Origin of the sequence: Prescottella equi, from assembly GCF_020171745.1 — a bacterium.
GTDB lineage: Bacteria > Actinomycetota > Actinomycetes > Mycobacteriales > Mycobacteriaceae > Prescottella > Prescottella equi_A.
In genome coordinates this window covers 33,283-53,159 of sequence record NZ_JAIVAH010000011.1, presented here as the reverse complement: position 1 = coordinate 53,159, position 19,877 = coordinate 33,283, and the positions used below count along the sequence as shown (strand labels likewise).

Here is a 19,877-nt window from a genome sequence, read left to right as displayed (position 1 = left end):
CTCAGGAGTGCTCGCCCTCCGGACCGGTCGATGGAAGACGAACCACGAATTCGGTATGTCCGGGCCGTGATTCGACGCGAATGTCACCCCGGTGCTTGTCGACGATCCGCCACGAGATGTCGAGTCCGAGACCGGTTCCCTCGCCGACCGGTTTCGTGGTGAAGAAGGGCTCGAAGATGCGGTCGCGGATCTCCTCGGGGACGCCCGGGCCGGTGTCCCCGATCGCCACGGCCACGCAGTCGCCGTCCCGGTACGTGCGGACGGTGAGGGTGCCGCGGCCGTCCATCGAGGCGACGGCGTTGTCGACGAGATTGGTCCACACCTGGTTGAGTTCGGCCGCGTACGCGGGGACGGGTGGCAGGCTCCGGTCGTAGTCCTTGACGACGTCGATACCGCCGCCGATCTTGCCGCTGAGCATCACCAGCGTGCTGTCCAGCAGTTCGTGCACGTCCGCGATCTGGAACGGCGCGCGGTCCATCTGCGAGTACTGCTTGGCGGCGCCGACCAGCGAGCTGACCCGGGTGGTGGAGTCGGCGATCTCGTTCATCAGCAGCTCGGTCTCGATGGTGTAGTTGAGCCAGGCCACCGCGCCGGGGAGCACCGGCGGCTCGACCGTGGCCGCCACCCGCTCGAGCCACGCGACGTCCAGACCGGCCTGCACGAAGGTCGGCGCGATGTTCCAACCGCCCGTGATGTCGTGGTCCTCGAGCCAGTCGCCGAGCGTGTCCTCGCGGTCCGACGCCTCCAGCGGGCTCAACGTGGGGGCCTTCGCGACCAGCTCCACCGCCTCTTCCTGGATCCGGATCAGTGCGCGGAGTGCCGCGGGTTCGTACGCCCCGGAGGCGATCATGCCCAGCTTGTGCCGCATGCCGGCTACCCGGTCCCGGAGCGCCGCCGTCGCCCGGACCGCGGCCGCTGCCGGGTTGTTCAGCTCGTGCGTCAGCCCGGCGGACAGCGAGCCGAGGGCGAGCAGCCGCTCCCGCTGGGCGAGGATCTCGCGGGAGCTCTGGTTGCCGAAGAACAGCCCCTCGAGCAGGTGCAGTGCCATCGGGAACCACTCCGCCATGAAACGGGCGAAGTCGTCGGCGTCGAGGACGAAGAAGGTGGAGCGCTCGGGCACGGTCATCGACGTGCCGTAGACCTGCGGCACCCGGTCGCCCATGTAGGCGGTCCAGGCGCCCGAGTAGGAGCCGCGGTGCGACGTGCGCACCATCTCCACCTCCTGGTCGCCCGACTGCTTGGTGAGCACAACCGACCCCTCCACGAGCACGTAGAAGCACGTCGCCGGGGCGCCCTCGCGGTACACCGGGCCCGGCTCGAGCACCTCCAGACGTCCGGCGCGGCACAGCTCCGCGAGCTGAGCGTCGTCGAGCCGCTCGAAGAGGAAGAGTGTCCGCAGCTGTTCCGGCGTGCAGACCGGTCCGGCGTTCACGGCTTCGCCAGGTAGCGGTGGACGAGCATGACGGCCATCGCGCCCTCCCCCACGGCCGACGCCACCCGTTTCGCGGAGTCGGCGCGCACGTCCCCGGCCGCGAAGACCCCGGGCACGTTGGTCTCCAGCTGGTGCGGCAGGCGCTCGAGTTCCCAGCCGGGCGGCCGTCGGCCGTCGACCACCAGGTCCGGTCCGGAGACGACGTAACCGTTGTCGTCGCGGACCACGACGCCGTCGAGCCAGTCCGTGCGCGGTGCGGCCCCGATGAACAGGAACAGCCACTGCGCGTCGACCGATTCGGAGCGGCCGGTGGTGTTGTCGCGCAGGGTGATCCGCTCCAGGTGGTCGCCGCCTTCCGCGCCGATCACCTCCGAGCAGGTCTGGACCGTGATTCTCGGGTTCTGTTGGATCTGCTGAATCAGGTAGTGCGACATGGAGTCGTCCAGCGAGCCGGCGCGCACGACGATGGTCACCGACCGGGCACCCCGGGCGAGGTAGACCGCCGCCTGCCCCGCGGAGTTCGCCCCGCCGATCACGTACACGTCCTGGTCGCTGCACTGCGCGGCCTCCGTCACCGCCGAGCCGTAATACACTCCGCGGCCGGTGAATTCGCTCAGTCCGGGTGCCGACAGCTGCCGATACGAGACGCCCGTGGCGAGGATGACGGTGTGCGCGTCCAGTGCGTCGCCGTCGGCGAACCGAACGGTGCGGGCCGACCCGTTGACCTCCAGGCCGACGACGTCGCGGGTGGTGATCACCTCGGCGCCGAACTTGGCGGCCTGCCTGCGCGCCCGGTCGGCGAGCTGGGCCCCGGACAGCCCGTCCGGGAAGCCGAGGTAGTTCTCGATCCGGGAACTCTGCCCGGCCTGCCCGCCGGTGGCGGTGCGCTCGATCAACACCGTGCGCAAACCCTCCGACGCCCCGTAGACCGCGGCGCCGAGCCCGGCCGGCCCGCCGCCGATGACCACGAGGTCGTAGAAGTCCGATGTGGGGACGGTGGCGAGTCCGACGTGGAGCGCCAGTTCCGCATCGGTCGGCTCCACCAGCGCCTCCCCGTCGGAGGTGATCACGACCGGCAGGTGCATGCCGTCGGCGCCCGCCGCCTGGAGGAGTCGCTGGCCCTCCGGTTCGTCGGACAGGTACCACCGGTAGGGCAGCTGGTTGCGGGCCAGGAACTCGCGCACCTCCGAGGACCGCGCCGACCATCGGTGCGCCACCACCTTGGTCTCGGTCACCGGCTTGCGGTCGGAGGTCACCCAGGCGTCGAGCAGGGCGTCGAGCACCGGATACAGCTTCTCCTCGGGCGGATCCCACGGCTTGAGCAGGTAGTGGTCGAGATCGACGACGTTGATCGCGTCGATCGCCGCGTCGGTGTCGGCGTACGCGGTGAGCAGCACCCGCTTCGCCGCGGGATGCAGGTCCATGCCCTGTTCGAGGAATTCGATGCCGCTCATGCCCGGCATGCGGTAGTCGGCGAGCAGCACCGCGACCGGGTCGCCGCGCAGCTTGATCTCCTCGAGCGCGGCCAGCGCCGCGTCGCCCGATTCGGCCCGGATGATCCGGTACTTCTCGCCGTAGCGGCGACGGAGGTCCCGGACGATGGCGCGGGAGACGCTCGGATCGTCGTCGACGCTGAGAATTGCAGGCTGTGCCATTGTTCTCCCAGGTGCGGCCGCCGCTCAGCCGCCGGTTTCGAGTATGCCGCAGATGTGGGAACGGCGTCGGGCGGATCGCGGCCGTGCAGCGGGTGGTTCCGCCTACACTCGCGGCCATGGAGCTCCATACTCGTCAACTTCGCTATTTCATCGCCGTGGCAGAGGAATTGAGCTTCACCCGGGCAGCACAGCGACTCCACATCGCGCAGCAGGCGCTGAGCGCGCAGATCAAACAGTTGGAACAGACCCTCGGCGTGTCACTGCTGACCCGAACCACGCGCAGCGTGACGCTGACCGTGGCCGGTGCCGCCTTCTTCGAGGACGTGCGGGGGCTGCTGGCGACCCTCGACGACGCGACCGAGCGCGCCCGCTCCCTCGAGCGCGGCGAACACGGACGGTTGGTGTTGGGCTTCTTCGAGGGCGCGGCACTGGTTTTGACGGAGCCGATCCTGTCGGCCTTTCGCAATCGACACCCCGGCGTGACGATCGAGATGCGCCAGTTCAACTATGACGATCCGTCGGCCGGGCTCAACGACCGGTCCGTCGATGTGGCCTTCGTGCGGCGTCCACTCATGGCCGAGGGTGTCGACTTCGAGCCCTTGTTCCACGAGCCGCGTGTGGTGATGATGCGGTCCGGTCACCACCTCGCCGATCGCGCCTCGGTGGCGGCGGCCGAACTGATCGACGAGCCGCTCTTCGGGGCGGCGTGTACCGACTCGGTGTGGAACTCGTACTGGGAACTCGATCACCTCCGCGGAGGAAAGCGCGCGCAGGTGGTGTCCCGCTCGACGACGCTGTTGGAGGAGTACCACAAGGTGGCGGCCGGTGACGGTGTCGCGGTGACGGTGGCGTCCGCCCGCTGGATACCCTTCCCGGGAGTGACGCTGGTGCCGATGACCGCAGACCTTCCGAGCGAGGTGGCGGTGGGGTGGCCGCGAGATAACGATTCACCGCTGGTTCGTGCTTTCGTAGAAGTCGCCCGGTGCACGCGTGAAGCACGCCCCGACCTGGTCAGGGCGATGGAGGAGCCAGACCTCGCCGAGCGAACCATGCCCGCCCTGATCTCCCACTGACAACGGAAACTTGTCAATCAATCCGGAAATCGATGTTTCTCTTCCAGCGCTGCTGCGCTCTAGGGTTCCTGTTGTTGGATCGTCCGGGTTGGGCGGTCCAACCCGATGACGGCGCCAGTCCCACCGGACCGGCGCCCGGCGCCCGCGCATCGACTCGGGGAACGCGAGCATCCACCCGGCCCGCGTGACTTCGGCGCCTCGCTCATCGGGTAGTTCGGCCAGACCTGCCGCGCGGGTGCGTCTGGACGTTCACACGGGGGAGAGGTGGATCATGTCGTCAGGAGTTGTCCCAAGGCGTGGCGGTGTCCGAATGCCGTCCGTCGCGGAGGCTCCGGCAAGGCGTAATGGACAACACCCAGTGGGGGCTGGGACCGGGTACTGATCGCCCGGATTTCGACACCATCCGCATATTTCCCGACCCGAATCGAAGCATCCGGAGTCCGGCCGAAAATGCGGCCGACATCTACGGGTAACCGAAATAAAAATCATTCCTCGGATATGGAAGAATGAATTTCATCCAGAAATGATAAGTGGACAATAGCGCCCGCCATTGCGGCGGGCGCCGGCCCGCTGTAGCCGGATAAAGAAGACGTTCCGAATCCGTCGATTCGGTGCCGCGGAAGTTCGCCGCTAAACGGACTCCCCCATTTGATTCTCGGTGAGTGGTCGTGGTGCGCGCAACGACCCGATCGGTGACGCCCGTGGAGGCGAGTGGTCCGGCTTCCGTGCGCCCTCTGGGCGCTGACTCCGAAATGGGCGTCCTGGCCTGCGGGTATTATGGCTTTCCGCCGCTTCCGTGCGGCGCCGGCTCGTCTGCGGCGCACTCCTCGCGACCACCGGCCACGCCCTGCTTGCGGCATTTTGGTGAATTTCCATCGAGTCCATTCGACGTCTACATGCGCCGTGCCGAAACAATAATTCTACGCATCGCAAACGAGGTTTCGAATCCCGGACAGTGGCTCGTCGCTGTGGTAGTAATTGATCCAGCGCAGCATATTACGATGCGGTCACGGGGGGTCGGATCGTCATTCTGTGGACAGGGATCATGGCTGCGCCGTCCATGAAGCTCGGAACCATTCTCAATGCCGTCGAGACGCAGCGTTTCTTCCGCTGACGGCTCGACCGTCACGGAAGAGAGTAGGTAAACCATGCAGCGGAACTTCGCTCGTCGCATCGCAGCTCTCGCGGCGGTTGCCGCACTGCCCGCAGGCCTCCTCGTTGTGAGCGGCGGCATCGCGCACGCCGCGCCGGTGTGCGAGCAGGCCAGCCACACCACGAAGAACGACGCCAGCACGGTGTGGGTCACCCACACCTACGACAAGAGCGTCACCGTCACGGAGGCCGCCGCCGGCACCAACGTGACCTACAAGATCGTCGTCGGGACCACGGGTATCGGGAATCCCTACGTGAATACCATCCGTGACTATGCGCCTGCAGGATTCGGCGCGCCCGTCTCGGCGAAGGTCACGGCCTACCACCTCGCTCAGGGGCAGAAGACGGAGAACGTCACCCCGGTGCCGACCGGCGACGGCGGCTGGCGGGTCAGCAGCACCGGCTGGTTCGTCAACTCCGGCAACTCGGTGACTGCCGAATTCACCTATCGGGTCCCGCAGGGCGCCGTGCCGGGTGTCCAGATCACCAGTGGCGGAATCGATGTCAGCGGCACCGTCGGGGTTGGTATCAGGAGGGAGAACCTCAACGCTTGCTTCACGGTGCGGGAGAAGAACCCGGGCGAGACCGTCACCGGCAGCGCGGACGCCGCAGGCTTCGGCTCGTCCGAGGGCCAGCTCAGCTCCGTCGGTTCGCTGTCGGACTTCACCGCCGACACCATCGCCAAGCTCATCAAGAACCTCGGCGGTAGTTAGCTCCAACCCCGCCTCGGCGCTGCCGTCTCCTGGCGCCGGAGCGACGAACCCCAGCAACCCACCGGCGTCGGGGCCGAGCGGTCGCATCCCTCCACCGGAAGGAACACAGATGGCAAATCGAACAATCGCGCGCGGGATCGCCGCTGGTGCGGCAACGACTTTCGCGCTGGGCGCAGCCGCTTTCCTCGGCGCCGGTGCCGCCGGGGCCGCCCCTGCTTCGACCACGTGGGACGACTACTACTCCCACTTCACGCGCACGGTCAGCAATCAGACTCCCAGTGTGGGAGAGACGATCACGATCACCACGAAGTTCGAGCGGACCAACGACACGGCCGAGCGGCTCTACTGGATCAAGGATCATCACCCCACCTGCCTCACCTATGTTCCAGGCTCGGCCAAGATCAGCGGTAACCGCGGCACCCTCGATGTCGAGCCGAATCTGGAGATCAAGCCCGGCTTCGTCGCCGCCGACGTCTCCGCCAGCAGTTGGACGGTGCAGAAGAACCCCGCGGAGTCGCCCGTGCTCACCGTCAAGTACACGGTCGGCGCCGACTGCTCGCGCGGCAACCAGCTCCCCACCGGCATGGAATACAACGGTGCTCTCGGCGCCGGCAACTACGCCACCAAGGGCCCGTCGATCACGGTGAGCTACCTCGGCGGCGGCGGCGACACCGGCGGCGGGGCCACCGGAAGCCTCGGCTCCCTGCTCGGCGGCTTCGGCAGCTGACCCGCCCGACTTTCGCGACCGTCCCGAGCGCGCCGTGCGCGCCGATCACAAGGAGACCAACATGGCTCGACTCGCAACCATCCGAAGCGTCACCGCTGCCACCACCGCCCTCGCGGCCGGCGCCGCCGTCCTTCTCGCCGGCGGCGTCGCGACCGCCGCGTCCCAATCCATCACGTGGAACGACGGCGGGACGAACCTCACCCGCACCGTCAGCAACGCCACCCCGAACCCCGGTGATGTCATCACCATCAGCACCACCTGGGCGCGCAACGACGCCCACTGGGAAGAGCTGGTGTGGGCCAAGGACTTCCATCCCACCTGCCTGACCTACGTGCCCGGCTCCGCCACACTGACCGGCATCGCCGGTGTCCACGCGGTCGAGCCGTACGTAGAGATCAAGCCCGACTTCGCCGCCGCCGACTTCGCTACGTCCGGCTACAAGCCGGTCTCCAAGAGGAACGTCGACACTCCGACCCTCAGCTTCCAGTACACCGTCGGTGCCGACTGTGCCCGCGAGACGGCCCTCTACACCGGGCTGAGCTACAACGGTTCCCGTGGCCAGGGTGACTACGTGAACAAGGGTCCGGCCATCACCGTCGCGAAGGACAGCTTCACCGCGGCACTCGCCCCGGTCAGCGGCGCCGCCGTCGGTACCGCGACCACCCTGACCGCCACCGTCACCCCGTCCGCCGCCGGCACCGTCGAGTTCAAGGACGGCGACACCGTCATCGGCACCGCCACCGTCGGCCCCGACGGCACCGCCACCCGCGCCTGGACGCCGACCACTGCGGGAGAGCGCACCATCACCGCCACCTACACCGGGCCCGCAGGCACCGCCACGACCAGTGCCGTCGTCACGGTCGCGGAGGCGCCCGCGTCGGACGGCGTCGCCGGCAGCCTCGATTCCCTGTTCGGCAGCTTCGGTTCCAGCTAGACGAACCGAGCAATCAACGGTCGGGGCCCGGCATTGCACCCGTGCGGTGCCGGGGTCCGAGCCGCATACGCGGCGAGCGTTCCCGATTACTCGCACACCAAACACTAAGGACGACAACGTCATGGCTCACCGAGCAACCGTTCGTGCCATTGCGGCGGGCGCGATCACCACCTTCACGGTCGGCGCGTATGCCCTCCTCACCGGCGGCATCGCCACTGCCGCGCCCGGAACCCTGACCTGGTCCGACGGGGCCACCACGTTCACTCGCACGATCGACAATGTCACTCCTGTAGGTGGTGACGTCGTCACGGTGAGCACCAAGTGGGCTCGTACGGACGCGAACTGGGAGGAGCTTCGTACGGTAAAGGACTTCCACCCGGCGTGTCTGACGTATGTGCCCGGTTCCGCCACGGTCACCGACGAGGGCGGTGTCCGTGGCATCGAGCCGTATGTCGAGATCCAATCAGACTTCATCGCGGCCGATTTCACCTCGCTCGGATACAAACCGATGTCGAAGAGGAACGTCAACACGCCGGTCATGAGTGTGCAGTACACGGTCGGTTACAACTGCGCTCGTGGCACCAACTTCAACACCGGAATGTCCTACACCGGTTCGCGTGGCCCTGGCAGCTACCCCACCCAGGGCCCGGCGATCAATGTCGCCAAGAACAGCCCGACGACCACTCTGGCCCCCGTGGCCGGTGCTGTGACGGGCCAGGCGAGCACGCTGACCGCGACCATCACGGGCGGCGCCGCGCAGGGCGATACGGTCGAGTTCTACGACGGCACAACCAAGATCGGCACCGGTGTTCTCGACGCGAACCGTGCCGCGACCCTCGCCTGGACTCCCGACTCGGCGGGCGCCCATACGCTCAGCGTCAAGTACCTCGGCACCGCATTCTCCAACGCCTCGCAGTCCGCCGACCAGCAGGTCACGGTCACGGCACCCGATGTCGACTCGACGACGACCCTGGCCCCCGTTTCGGGCGCGAAGGTCGGTGTCGCGGGCACGTTGACGGCGACGATCAATCCGGCTGGTGCGGGTGGCACGGTCGAGTTCAGTGATGGCACTGCGGTTCTGGCGACTGTTCCGGTCGAGGCTGATGGTACGGCTACGACTTCGTGGACACCGGCCGCCGGTGGTGCGCGCACGCTGACCGCAGTCTTCTCCGGTCGCTCGGGTGTTCTCTCGTCGACGACTACGCAGGATGTGACGGTCGCGGATGCGGATGTCACCTCGTCGGTCGTGTTGGGTTCGGTGACCGGTGCGAAGGTCGGCCAGGCAAGCACGTTGACCGCGACGGTGTCGCCGGCGGCTGCGGGTGGCACGGTCGAGTTCAGTGATGGCACTGCGGTTCTGGCGACCGTTCCGGTCGCAGCCGATGGCACGGCCAGCACTTCCTGGACCCCGACTGAGGGCGGTGTCCGCACGGTGCACGCGGTGTTCTCGGGCCGTACGGGTGTTCTCGGGTCGACCACGAGTCAGCAGGTCACGGTCGACGCAGCCGATGCGGTGTCCTCGGTCGAGTTGGGTTCGGTGACGGGTGCGAAGGTCGGCCAGGTCACCACGTTGACAGCGACGGTCAGCCCTGCTGCGGCGGGCGGAACGGTCACGTTCAAGGACGGCGACATCGTCATCGGCACCGCCGTCATCGGTGCTGACGGGATCGCCGCGCTGGAGTGGACCCCCACGGCGGCCGGCCAGCGCGTCATCACCGTTGAATTCGCCGGCCACGGCACGGTCGAGGCCGGCACCGACCACGCGACCGTCACCGTTGCACCCGCCGATGAAACCGGCGGAGGCAGCCTCGGCAGTCTCGGTGTCCTGTTCGGCGGTTTCGGCTCCAGCTAGCGAGGTAACGAACGGCTTTCACCGGCACTTGCTCAGCAAGCGCGGCGTTGGAATCCAAGTCACCAGAATGTTCCGCGAGTGTCGTTGCCGCACAGCACAACACCGCACCCTACCGATAGAAGGAAAGACATGAAATCTAGAGCCACACGACGCGGCGTCGCCGCGTGCGCGGCAACGACACTCGCGATCGGCGTACTGACCGTTTTCGGCACCAGCGTTGCCGATGCGGCGCCTGTCGTGCGTGACTGGGCCGACGGGAAGACCAGTTTCAACCGCACCATCAGCAACGGCACTCCCGGGGTGGGCGAGACCATCACGGTCACCACCAAGTGGCGGCGAACCGACAACGTCACCGAAACCATCGCCTGGGCCACGGACGTGTTCCCGCCCTGCCTGACCTACGTTCCCGGCTCGGCCACGATGAACGGCGTCCCGATCACCCCCACGGTCAACCCCAACCGGGGTGGCACACCGCCGAGCGGCATCGCCACCATCAACGGCAGCTGGGCCAACGCACCGGGCACGAACAACCCGACCTACGCTTTGCAGTACACGGTCGGTGCCAACTGCGCCATCGGCACCTCGCTGGCGACCGGCATGGACTACAGCGGTGACCGCGGCGCCGGCTACTACGGCTTCGGTGGACCCAACTTCACGGTTGGCAAGGGTAACCCTGTCACCACGCTCGCCCCGGTGACCGGCGTCCGGGTGGGCCAGTCGACGACCTTGACCGCTACCGTCGTCGGGGGCGGCAGCGCTTCGGGCAACGTCGTCGAATTCTACAACGGCGCAACCAAGTTGGGCCAGGGCACCCTCGATGCGTCCGGCATCGCCAGCTATGCCTGGACTCCCGCGGTCGCGGGTGCGTACACCCTGAGTGCGAAGTTCGTTGGCACCACCGTTGCGAACGCGTCCCAGTCGACGCCGCAGACGGTGCAGGCTGACGTGACTTCGTCGATCGCTCTCGCTCCGGTGTCGGGCGCGAAGGCCGGTATCGCGAGCACGTTGACGGCGACGGTGTCGCCGGCCGGTGCGGGTGGAACGGTCGAGTTCCGTGATGGCGCTGCGGTCATCGGCACCGGAACCGTTGCTGCGGATGGCACGGCCACCACTTCGTGGACGCCGGCCGCAGGTGGTGCGCGGACCCTGGAGGCTGTGTTCTCCGGCCGCACCGGTGTTCTCGGATCCACGACTACGCAGGATGTGACGGTCGCGGATGCGGATATTGTGTCGTCGGTCGTGTTGGGTTCGGTCACTGGCGCGAAGGTCGGCCAGGTCAGCACGTTGACGGCGACTGTGTCGCCGGCGGCTGCGGGTGGCACGGTCACCTTCAAGGACGGCACCACCGTCATCGGCAGCGCCAATGTTGGTGCTGATGGCTTCGCGACGACGTCATGGACGCCGGCTACCGATGGTGCCCGAACGTTGTCGGCGGAGTTCTCCGGCCGCGCTGGTGTTCTCGGATCGGCGACCACGCAAGATGTGACAGTTGCCGCGGCTGATGTTGTGTCGTCGGTCGAGTTGGGTTCGGTCACTGGCGCGAAGGTCGGCCAGGTCAGCACGCTGACGGCGACGGTCAATCCCGCCGGTGCGGGCGGCACGGTTGAGTTCCGTGACGGTGCCACCGTCATCGACACGGTTACCGTGGGTACCGATGGCACGGCCAGCGCTTCGTGGTCCCCGATGACCGGTGGTGCGCGGACGCTCGAGGCGGTGTTCTCGGGTCGTGAGGGTGTTCTCGGATCGACGACCAGCCAGTCCGTGACGGTTGCCGAGGCCGATGTCGCTTCCACGACCACTCTGGCTCCGGTGTCGGGTGCGAAGGTCGGCGTCGCGAGCACGTTGACGGCTACGGTCAGTCCGGCGGCTGCGGGTGGCACGGTCACCTTCAAGGACGGCGCTGATGTGATCGGTACCGGAACTGTTGGTGCGGATGGCACGGCTACGACTTCGTGGACGCCGGTCACCGATGGTGTTCGTACTGTGTCGGCTGAGTTCGCGGGTCATGCAGGTGTTCTCGCGTCGGCCACGACGCAGGATGTGACGGTTGCGGCGGCTGATGTTGCTTCGACGACGACCCTGGCTTCGGTGTCGGGTGCGAAGGTCGGCGTTGCGAGCACGTTGACGGCGACGGTCAGTCCGGCGGCTGTGGGTGGCACGGTGACCTTCAAGGACGGCGCTGATGTGATCGGTACCGGAACTGTTGCTGCGGATGGCACGGCTACCACGCCCTGGACGCCGGCTACCGATGGTGTCCGGATCCTGTCGGCTGAGTTCGCCGGTCATGCAGGTGTTCTCGCGTCGGCCACGACGCAGGATGTGACGGTAGCGGCGGCGGATGTCGCTTCCACGACCACTCTGGCTCCGGTCTCGGGTGCGAAGGTCGGCGTTGCGAGCACGTTGACGGCGACGGTGTCGCCGGCTGCTGCGGGTGGCACGGTCGAGTTCCGTGATGGCACTGAACTGATCGCTTCGGTCGAGGTCGGTGCCGATGGCACGGCCAGCACCGTGTGGAGCCCGACTGCCGGTGGAGCGCGCACGGTGCATGCGGTGTTCTCCGGCCGCAATGGTGTTCTCGGGTCGAACACGAGCCAACAGGTCACAGTCGAGGCAGCGGACGTTGCTTCGTCGGTCCTGCTCGGTTCTGTGACTGGCGCAAAGGCCGGTGTCGCAACCACATTGACGGCAACGGTGTCGCCGGCTGCTGCGGGTGGCACGGTCGAGTTCAAGGACGGCGCCACCGTGATCGGCACCGCCAACGTCGGTGCTGATGGCATCGCCACTACCTCGTGGACCCCGGCTGCGGGCGGTGCCCACACGCTGGAGGCGGTGTTCTCCGGGCGCACTGGTGTTCTTGGATCGACCACTTCCCAGCAGGTCACGGTCGAGGCAGCCGATGTTGCTTCCACGACGACCCTGGCTCCGGTTTCGGGCGCGAAGGTCGGCCAGCCGACGACGTTGACGGCGACGGTCAGCCCCGCCGCTGCGGGTGGCTCGGTCGAGTTCCGGGACGGTACTACGGTTCTGGCGACCGTTCCGGTCGCCGCCGATGGCACCGCCAGCACCTCCTGGACCCCGACGTCGGGTGGTGCGCGGACGCTGGAGGCAGTGTTCTCCGGTCGCACGGGTGTTCTCGGGTCGACCACGAGCCAGCAGGTCACGGTCGACGCGGCTGATGTCGCGTCCGCGACCACCCTCGCCACGGTTTCGGGTGCGAAGGTCGGCCAGCCGACCACATTGACGGCGACGGTGTCGCCGGCTGCTGCGGGTGGCACGGTCGAGTTCAAGGACGGCGCTACCGTTATCGGCACCGGCAATGTCGGCGCTGACGGAAGGGCCACCACCACCTGGACCCCGGCAACCGCCGGTGCCCGGACCCTGGAGGCGGAGTTCTCCGGCCGCACAGGCGTCCTCGGCTCCACGACCACCCAGCAGGTGACGGTCGCCGACGCCGATGTGGTGTCGTCGGTCGAACTCGCCCCCATCTCAGGTGCGAAGGTCGGTCAGATCACCACGCTGAAGGCCACGCTGAGTCCGGCTGCTGCGGGTGGCACGGTCACCTTCAAGGAGGGCAACACGGTCATCGGCACCGCGATCATCGGCGCGGATGGAATCGCCACCCTGCAGTGGACCCCAACGGCGGCCGGCTCACCCGTCATCACGGTTGAGTTCGACGGTCACAGCACGGTCGAGGCCGGCACCGACCACGCGACCGTCACCGTCGCACCCGCCGGCGGCAATGGCGGCGGCTTCGGCAGCCTCGGTTCCCTGTTCGGCGGCTTCGGCAGCTAGCGGCTGACACGGCTTCCGTCGTCGTCTACCGGAACGGCGACGGAAGCCGCCCCCTGATCCCGGGCTTCGGCGTCACAACCTCGAGGCCCCGAAGCCCGGGATCCGGAATCTTGCGCGAGTGCCGTTGCGGCACAGAACTGCACAAGCAGCACACCCCTCGAACGAAGGAGTATTGAGATGCCCAGAGCAACACGACGCGGCGGGGCCGCGGGCGCGGCCACCACACTCGCGATCGGCGTTCTGTCCGTGTTCGGTACCAGCGTTGCCGATGCGGCGCCCGCAAGCATCACTTGGGCCGACCAGTCCTCGACCTTCACCCGCACGATCGACAACGTCACTCCGGTCGGCGGTGACATCGTCACGGTGACCACCAAGTGGGCCCGCACGGACGCGAACTGGGAGGCGCTCAATTGGGTGAAGGACTTCCACCCGACCTGCCTGACCTATGTGCCCGGCTCCGCCAAGGTGACGGACGCCGCCGGTGTCCATGAGATCGAGCCGTTCGTCGAGATCCAATCCGACTTCGCCGCGGTCGACTTCGTCTCGCTGGGCTACCAGCCGACGTCGAAGAGGAACGTCGACACCCCGGTCCTGAGCATGCAGTACACGGCCGGCTACAACTGCGACCGTGGTACCAACTTCACCACCGGGATGGCCTACGGCGGTTCGCGTGGTCCCGGCACCTACACCACCAAGGGCCCAGCCATCACCGTCGGCAAGAACAGTCCGACGACCACCTTGGCTCCGGTGACCGGTGCGGTGGCAGGCCAGGAGAGCACGCTGACCGCGACCCTCACCGGCGGCGGCGCGCAGGGCGACACGGTCGAGTTCTACGACGGCGCCACCAAGATCGGCACCGGAGTTCTCGACGCGAACCGTGCCGCGACCCTCGCCTGGACTCCCGCCACCGTGGGCGCTCACACGCTGAGCGTCAAGTACCTCGGCACCGCGTTCTCCAATGCCTCGCAGTCTGCCGACCAGCAGGTCACGGTCACGGCATCCGGCGTCGCCTCGACGACCACCCTCGCCCCGGTGCCGGGCGCGAAGGTGGGTGAGGTCGCGACGTTGACCGCGACGGTCGTCCCCGCGTCACCGGGTGGAACGGTTGCTTTCAAGGACGGCGACACGGTCATCGGCACCGCCATCATCGGTGCGGATGGCACCGCCGCTCTGGAGTGGACTCCCGCGGCGGCCGGCCAGCACGTCATCACCGTTGAATTCGACGGTCACGGCGTGGTCGGTGCCAGCACCGGCCAGGCGACCGTCACCGTCGCATCCGCCGGGAACGGCGGAGAGAACGGAGGCGGTCTGGGCAGCCTCGGGTCCCTGCTGAGCGGCTTCGGTTCCTCCAACTAGCACGTGGGGCACGACCGGCGGTAGCCCGTCGGCGGCACTGGGCGTCGGATCACGTACCGAGTACGTGTCCGGCGCCCAGTGGTTTTGTTCGAGCTGGTGCCGATTGGCGGTGAACGTGCGGAGCGTCCGTTCCGCGACTTTCCCGAGCTCGGAGCTGCCCTCTTCCGCGAGGCGCGCACAAGTGGTGTTCTGGATAGGTCACCGCCCCGGTCTCCGGGACCGGGGCGGATCATTCGACTGTCGAGGAAGACGCCATGACGACGATCCATCTCCACGAGAAGACCACCGCGACGCCGGAGGAGTTCCTGGCCGGACTCACCGATTTCGGGCCCGGTCGCGGGGAACTGTTCGGCAACAGCACCGACGGCTACCTGAAGGTGCACAGCGAGGGCGCGCACGATGCCGACGTCACCGAGGGCTCGAGCGGCATCTGGGAGCGCCTGCACTACGACTGGACCGATCCCCATCGTGTCGTGATGACGACGACGGACTCCAATCTGTGGGGCGGCGCCTCGGGCCACGTCTACACCCTCACCCAGGAACCCAACGGGGAGACCGACGTGGACGTGGTGGTGGTCCGGGACGGCAAGAACCTCCGGGGGAAGTTGCTCGCGGGCGTGCTCAGCGCCTTCGGGTCCCGGGTCCTGGGGGGTCAGTTGAAGAAGTCCATCGAGGCCATCGAAGCGCGCAACCACGGCGCGGGTGAGGCGGGCACGCCGCCGGCGGAGAGCTGAGTCAGGCGACCCGGACCCCGTCGGCGGATTCGGGGATTTCGGCCCGCCTCGGCAACAGGAGCGGGGTCGCGAGCAGCAGGACGCCGGACGCGGTGATCGCGGTCAGCGGGCTGGTGACGGTCGCGAGGACGCCCCAGGCCGCGACGAGGGCGGCCTGGGTGAGCCTGCTGCTGACGCTCCACGCGGTGAGGACCCGCGCGGCGCGATCGGCGGGAGTGCGTTGCAGCCGCTCGGTCGCGTTGACGGGGTTGAAGACGCCCATACAGACAATCAGCAGGCCCTCGACGGCGATCACCGTGAGCAGCCCGGCGATGCCGGGTTGGACGAGGGCGAGACCGAGCGGAAAGATCGAGCGCAGCCAGCCGGAGACGGTCATGACGCGATGGCAGCCGTAGCGGGCGACGAGGCGCGACGAGAGGCGGGCGCCCACGAAGCCGCCGAGCGCCGGGATGCCGAACGCGAGACCGTATTGCCAAGCCGGGAACTGGTATTCGCCGAGCATCAGAACGGCCAGGAGCGGGACAGCGGCCATGATCAGGCCACCGACCGTCACGGAGTTGAGGAACAGACACCTCAGGATGCGGTCGTGGAGGATGAATCGCCAGCCGGCCAGCAGGTCGGTGGCGCGAATCCTGGAGGCTGACGGCGAGGTGGCGTCGCTGCCACGGATGCGGCGGATCCCGAACGCGGACAGCAGAAAGCTGACGGCGTCGACGGCGACGGTGACGACCGGTCCGAGCAGTGCGACTAGCGCCCCGCCGAGCGGTGGCCCCACCGCGGTCGCCACCCAGCTCGTGCCCTCGAACCTGCCGTTCGCGACGAGGAGGCGCTCGCCGCGGACGAGGTGCTTCAGGTAGGCCCCGGAGGCGGCGGTGAAGGCGATGGCGGCCGTGCCGGACACGATCGAGACGACCAGCAGTTGGCCGTAGGTCAGCAGGCCGAGGAGGTAGGCGACCGGGACGCTCGCCAGCGCGACGAACCGGGCCAGGTCTGCCGCGACCATCACCGGCCGCTTCGCTCGCTGTTCGACCCACGGCCCCAACGGGACCGCGGCGAGCGCCGAGACGGTGAGCCCGGCCGCCTCGAGCAGCGAGACGGCGAATGCCGTCGAGTGCAGCACCTGCACCGCGATGAGTGGGAACGCCCCGAAGGCGATCCACGTGCCGTAGGTGCTCACGGCGTAGGCCGACCACAGCCACCCGAAGCTGTGTCCCAACTGCCCGCGCATGCGCCTCCTTCGCGACAACCGATCCTCGGGTCTCGAATGACAACAGCTGCATCCGCACTGGATCAAACAACCCGATGCCCGGTGTGCCACAACAGGCGGTTGTGCGGGCATAGGCTCGGGCGATGGACACCGAGGCACTGCGTTCGTTCGTCCGGGCCGCCGAGCTCGGACAACTGCGGCACGCGGCGGACGAGCTGGGCGTGACGCAGCAGGCCGTCTCTAAGCGGATCGCGGGCCTGGAGCGGGAGCTGGACGTCCGGCTGTTCTCCCGCACTCCTCGCGGTGTGGAGCTGACCCTCGACGGCCAGGCGTTCCTTCCGCATGCGCGCACCATCGTCACCGGTGTCGACCGCGCGGTCGCCGCGGTGAGGCCGGGGTCGCGTGCCCTGCGGATCGACGTACTCGGCCTGCGATCCGCTCAGGCCGTTGTCCTGCACGACTATTGGCGATCACATCCGGAGATCGACCTGGATGTGGTGACCCTCAAGGTCGACGATCCGCGTGTGGCGGTCGCCGCGGTGGAGGCGGGCGAGATCGATGCCTCGTTCCGCTCGGTCACCGATCCGGCGATGTTGCCGCGCGACGTGCGGATGATCCACGCGTTCGATTCACCCCTCGAACTTCTCGTCGGACCGCGACACCCGCTCGCCGCCGCGCGAACGTTGACGCCACCGCAGCTGCGTCGGCATCGGATCTGGGTGCCCGGCATAGTGCCCGGCAGTGAATGGTCGGAGTTCTACGATCAGCTCGCCATCGAGTTCGATCTCCGCATCGATGCCGCGGGCCCGAACTTCGGCAACGAGGTCCTGCTCGACACCCTCGCCGACTCCGCCGACGTGGCCACCCTGATCGCCGCGCGTGACCGGTACCTCTGGCCGGTGCACTACGACCTCCGTCGTATTCCGATCGTGAATCCGGTTCTTGCGTACCCAATCTCGTTGATCCTCCGTGGGACGGATCCACACCCGGCGCTGCGTGGGATCGTCGACCACCTGGGCACCCTGGCACCGCTCGCGGAGGGCGCGTGGCGCCCGTCCTGGGCGACGACTCCACGCCGAGCCGACGGTGTGGGTCCTTGCGACTAGCCGCGAAAGCTCGCCGGTGCCTGGTAGCGTCGTCGACATGACTCGGCAGAAAGGCGCATGAGCGCCGATCCTCGGCGCAGGTTCCTGCGTCCACGCTATGTGTTCTCCGCCGGCGGCTACATCTGGGTGGTCGACGAAACCCAACCGGTCGCGGCGTTGTTCGATCCACGAACCGCTCGATCCGTGCGTCTGGTGTCGTGGACCGATCTTCCCCCGCCCGCGAGAGGCGCCCCGCCACCGCAGATCGTGGCCGATGCTGACGGCCTCTGGGTGCAGAACGATCCGGACGGGCCGCTGGCGCGCGTCGGTGTCGACGGCATCGTTCGTGCCGAATACGTCGAAGGCCACCAACTGATCTGCGCCGGGACCTCCGGTGCCTGGTGCGCGAGCTTTCCACGGCGCCGCAACGACATTGCGTCCGCGCCCGACGTTCCGCCACGCCGCTCGCCGCGGCTGCCGACATTGCTGGTGGCGCTCACCGGGGGTGGGACGCGTCGCGTCGTCGTGGACGGTGCGGCGGTGGTGTCGGTCGAATACGACGAGTCGTCGCTGTTCGTCGGGGTCGAACATGCTCCGTGGGAAAGGATTCCGACCTCGAGGAAGGCCGGCGATGCTCGGGAGGGATTCTCGGTTCGGTACAGCTCGTCGGTGCTGCGGGTCCTGCTGGACGAGCCGGTCCCGGATCGCATAGGTCCCGACACGACCCCGCATGCGCCGGGGCGTCGGGCCCAGTACACCAGCGAGTACGCCGACACCTTCTACAACGAGGCGCACCGCCGTAAACGCGCCGTGGACACGGGGATACGTTGGCACTGGGGCCTCGACCCCGCGCGTGTCGGCGTCACGATCGTGCGGACCTACCGGTCCGGCGCGTCACCGCCGGTGGCGGAGATCGACCTACCCGAGGTGCGGGTGATCCACGGAGCCGCGGCGGCGGGGCACCTCTGGATGGTTACCAAGTCGGAAACATCAACGGGCCGTGCGCTTCTCGTCGCAGACCTGGGTGGTCGGCTCCATCCCGTCCCGGTCGACGGTATCGACATCACCGCCCACTGTCGGCCAGTGGGGCCGGAACCGCTGGACCACGACTCGTACGTGGCGTACTGCGTGGGCGGGTTGGACGGGTTGCGCTTCTCGGACGCCGTCGACGAGGTGTCCGCCTCGTTCGTGGGTGGGTGGCCCGACGGCCACGTGCAAGTCAGGTTTCGGCACGTCGACTACCCGGGGCTGATCCTGGTCGCCCGGCTCCGCCTCTACGACGAGCAGGGCACCCGACTCGACGGATTCCTCGCGCACGTGCGGCCGGAGTTGATGGAACAGGCCGGCACGCACGCCTACCCACCGGCGTCGGAGGCCGTCGATGGGGTGCTGTATGTCTGAGCCGCTGAACCGTGAACTCGAACCGGAGGCAACGATGACCGACTGGGTGCAGATGCTGGTGGCAATGGCGGACGGGCCGTCGCAACCGGTTCGCGGTGTCGTTGTGCCGTACCGGAACTCGGACAAACCTTTCCGCTTCTACTACGGGACCTACGGGGAGGAGCCGGTGTTCCTGCCGATGCGTCGCGAGGGCGTGCGGCTGTACCGCTGGGGACGGCGATCGCGCATCGAATCGATGGACGGCGAGGTGTGGTTCGTCAGCGACGGTGTCGCGGCGTGGGACTTCACCGCCGACCCGGACCGGCCGCGTCGCACCGAACTGCAGAACGTGCAGATCCCTGGCCCCGGACGCTATCTGGCGGTCACCCCACCCGTCACCCACTGGGTCGGGCACCACCACGCTCGACCGACCGGGCCGGTGACGGATCTCGAGTTCCTCGGTCGCCGCATCTGGTCTTCGGTGGTTCGGACTGAACCCGAAGGGCGAACTATCCGACGGAAGATCCGGGTTGCCGAGCACGATGGCGCAGGACGCTCGCCATCAGACTGGGCAGGCCGTTGACCAAGACGAGCGCGGCCACGACGACGGCGATGCTCACTCCAGGCCGCGAGTCCCACAGCGCATCCCCCAGCGCGAGGGCGCCGATGATGCTCAGGACCCAACCCGCGGTGTGGAAGTGGCGTTCCCGCTGCCGCTCTCCGAAGACGTGGAAGGCGGCGCCGAGCAGCAGCGCACCTATGGCTGTTCCGAGTAACACGGTCTC

General features: G+C 67.9%; 14 protein-coding genes. 11 read left to right on the top strand and 3 right to left on the bottom strand.

All coding sequences use genetic code 11. The features are described from left to right. Position 1 precedes the first annotated feature (1 nt). Together LCL87_RS08020 and LCL87_RS08015 are read right to left on the bottom strand one after the other, a co-directional pair. Entirely contained in the window at positions 2-1,432 is a 1,431-nt protein-coding gene (locus LCL87_RS08020; protein ID WP_225018471.1) for an ATP-binding protein, read from the bottom strand. Continuing rightward, positions 1,429-3,087 (bottom strand): FAD-dependent oxidoreductase, encoded by a 1,659-nt coding sequence (locus tag LCL87_RS08015; RefSeq protein WP_225018469.1) that lies wholly within the window; start codon positions 3,085-3,087, stop codon positions 1,429-1,431. The genes LCL87_RS08020 and LCL87_RS08015 overlap by 4 nt, the downstream gene beginning before the upstream one ends. Positions 3,088-3,170: 83 nt before the next feature. Between LCL87_RS08015 and LCL87_RS08010 the strand changes: the two genes are divergently transcribed. From LCL87_RS08010 to LCL87_RS07975, 8 genes are all read left to right on the top strand, one after another. Continuing rightward, complete coding sequence (locus LCL87_RS08010; protein ID WP_225018467.1) at positions 3,171-4,160, top strand: LysR substrate-binding domain-containing protein; 990 nt, start codon at positions 3,171-3,173, stop codon at positions 4,158-4,160. 1,148 nt (positions 4,161-5,308) lie between these two features. Next, a complete protein-coding gene (locus LCL87_RS08005; protein WP_225018465.1) occupies positions 5,309-6,025 on the top strand; it encodes a hypothetical protein in 717 nt (238 codons plus the stop codon). Positions 6,026-6,134: 109 nt separating this feature from the next. Next, positions 6,135-6,752: a hypothetical protein gene (locus LCL87_RS08000; RefSeq protein WP_225018463.1), complete on the top strand. Its 618-nt coding sequence runs from the start codon at positions 6,135-6,137 to the stop codon at positions 6,750-6,752. A 61-nt stretch (positions 6,753-6,813) separates the two neighbouring features. Beyond that, on the top strand, positions 6,814-7,686 hold the full coding sequence (locus tag LCL87_RS07995) for an Ig-like domain-containing protein (RefSeq protein ID WP_225018460.1): 873 nt from the start codon (positions 6,814-6,816) through the stop codon (positions 7,684-7,686). Positions 7,687-7,807: 121 nt separating this feature from the next. After that, positions 7,808-9,538, top strand: a complete 1,731-nt coding sequence (locus LCL87_RS07990; protein WP_225018457.1) for an Ig-like domain repeat protein — start codon at positions 7,808-7,810, stop codon at positions 9,536-9,538. Between the two features lie 129 nt (positions 9,539-9,667). Then, positions 9,668-13,330: an Ig-like domain repeat protein gene (locus LCL87_RS07985; RefSeq protein ID WP_225018454.1), complete on the top strand. Its 3,663-nt coding sequence runs from the start codon at positions 9,668-9,670 to the stop codon at positions 13,328-13,330. A gap of 177 nt (positions 13,331-13,507) precedes the next feature. Continuing rightward, positions 13,508-14,686: an Ig-like domain-containing protein gene (locus LCL87_RS07980; RefSeq protein ID WP_225018451.1), complete on the top strand. Its 1,179-nt coding sequence runs from the start codon at positions 13,508-13,510 to the stop codon at positions 14,684-14,686. 254 nt (positions 14,687-14,940) lie between these two features. Continuing rightward, positions 14,941-15,420 (top strand): hypothetical protein, encoded by a 480-nt coding sequence (locus LCL87_RS07975; protein WP_225018448.1) that lies wholly within the window; start codon positions 14,941-14,943, stop codon positions 15,418-15,420. A gap of 1 nt (position 15,421) precedes the next feature. Here LCL87_RS07975 and LCL87_RS07970 read toward each other — a convergent pair whose 3' ends face one another. Then, positions 15,422-16,648: an MFS transporter gene (locus LCL87_RS07970; protein WP_225018446.1), complete on the bottom strand. Its 1,227-nt coding sequence runs from the start codon at positions 16,646-16,648 to the stop codon at positions 15,422-15,424. Between the two features lie 122 nt (positions 16,649-16,770). On the opposite strand from LCL87_RS07970, the gene LCL87_RS07965 reads away from it, so the two are divergent. From LCL87_RS07965 to LCL87_RS07955, 3 genes are read left to right on the top strand one after another with little or no spacing between them, the layout of a single operon-like run. Beyond that, the gene (locus LCL87_RS07965) at positions 16,771-17,733 is read left to right on the top strand and encodes a LysR family transcriptional regulator (protein WP_225018443.1); all 963 of its coding nucleotides are present in this window, start codon (positions 16,771-16,773) and stop codon (positions 17,731-17,733) included. A 57-nt stretch (positions 17,734-17,790) separates the two neighbouring features. Next, complete coding sequence (locus LCL87_RS07960; RefSeq protein WP_225018441.1) at positions 17,791-19,113, top strand: hypothetical protein; 1,323 nt, start codon at positions 17,791-17,793, stop codon at positions 19,111-19,113. Continuing rightward, positions 19,106-19,675, top strand: coding sequence for a hypothetical protein (locus LCL87_RS07955; protein WP_225018439.1), 570 nt, complete (start codon positions 19,106-19,108; stop codon positions 19,673-19,675). The genes LCL87_RS07960 and LCL87_RS07955 overlap by 8 nt, the downstream gene beginning before the upstream one ends. The last annotated feature ends 202 nt before the right edge of the window (positions 19,676-19,877 follow it).

Coding starts and splice junctions, on each gene's coding strand:
- LCL87_RS07960 (WP_225018441.1), top strand. CDS start 17,791: ATGAGCGCCGATCCTCGGCGCAGGTTCCTGCGTCCACGCTATGTGTTC.
- LCL87_RS07990 (WP_225018457.1), top strand. CDS start 7,808: ATGGCTCACCGAGCAACCGTTCGTGCCATTGCGGCGGGCGCGATCACC.
- LCL87_RS07965 (WP_225018443.1), top strand. CDS start 16,771: ATGGACACCGAGGCACTGCGTTCGTTCGTCCGGGCCGCCGAGCTCGGA.
- LCL87_RS08005 (WP_225018465.1), top strand. CDS start 5,309: ATGCAGCGGAACTTCGCTCGTCGCATCGCAGCTCTCGCGGCGGTTGCC.
- LCL87_RS07980 (WP_225018451.1), top strand. CDS start 13,508: ATGCCCAGAGCAACACGACGCGGCGGGGCCGCGGGCGCGGCCACCACA.
- LCL87_RS07955 (WP_225018439.1), top strand. CDS start 19,106: ATGTCTGAGCCGCTGAACCGTGAACTCGAACCGGAGGCAACGATGACC.
- LCL87_RS07995 (WP_225018460.1), top strand. CDS start 6,814: ATGGCTCGACTCGCAACCATCCGAAGCGTCACCGCTGCCACCACCGCC.
- LCL87_RS07970 (WP_225018446.1), bottom strand. CDS start 16,648: ATGCGCGGGCAGTTGGGACACAGCTTCGGGTGGCTGTGGTCGGCCTAC.
- LCL87_RS08000 (WP_225018463.1), top strand. CDS start 6,135: ATGGCAAATCGAACAATCGCGCGCGGGATCGCCGCTGGTGCGGCAACG.
- LCL87_RS07985 (WP_225018454.1), top strand. CDS start 9,668: ATGAAATCTAGAGCCACACGACGCGGCGTCGCCGCGTGCGCGGCAACG.
- LCL87_RS07975 (WP_225018448.1), top strand. CDS start 14,941: ATGACGACGATCCATCTCCACGAGAAGACCACCGCGACGCCGGAGGAG.
- LCL87_RS08015 (WP_225018469.1), bottom strand. CDS start 3,087: ATGGCACAGCCTGCAATTCTCAGCGTCGACGACGATCCGAGCGTCTCC.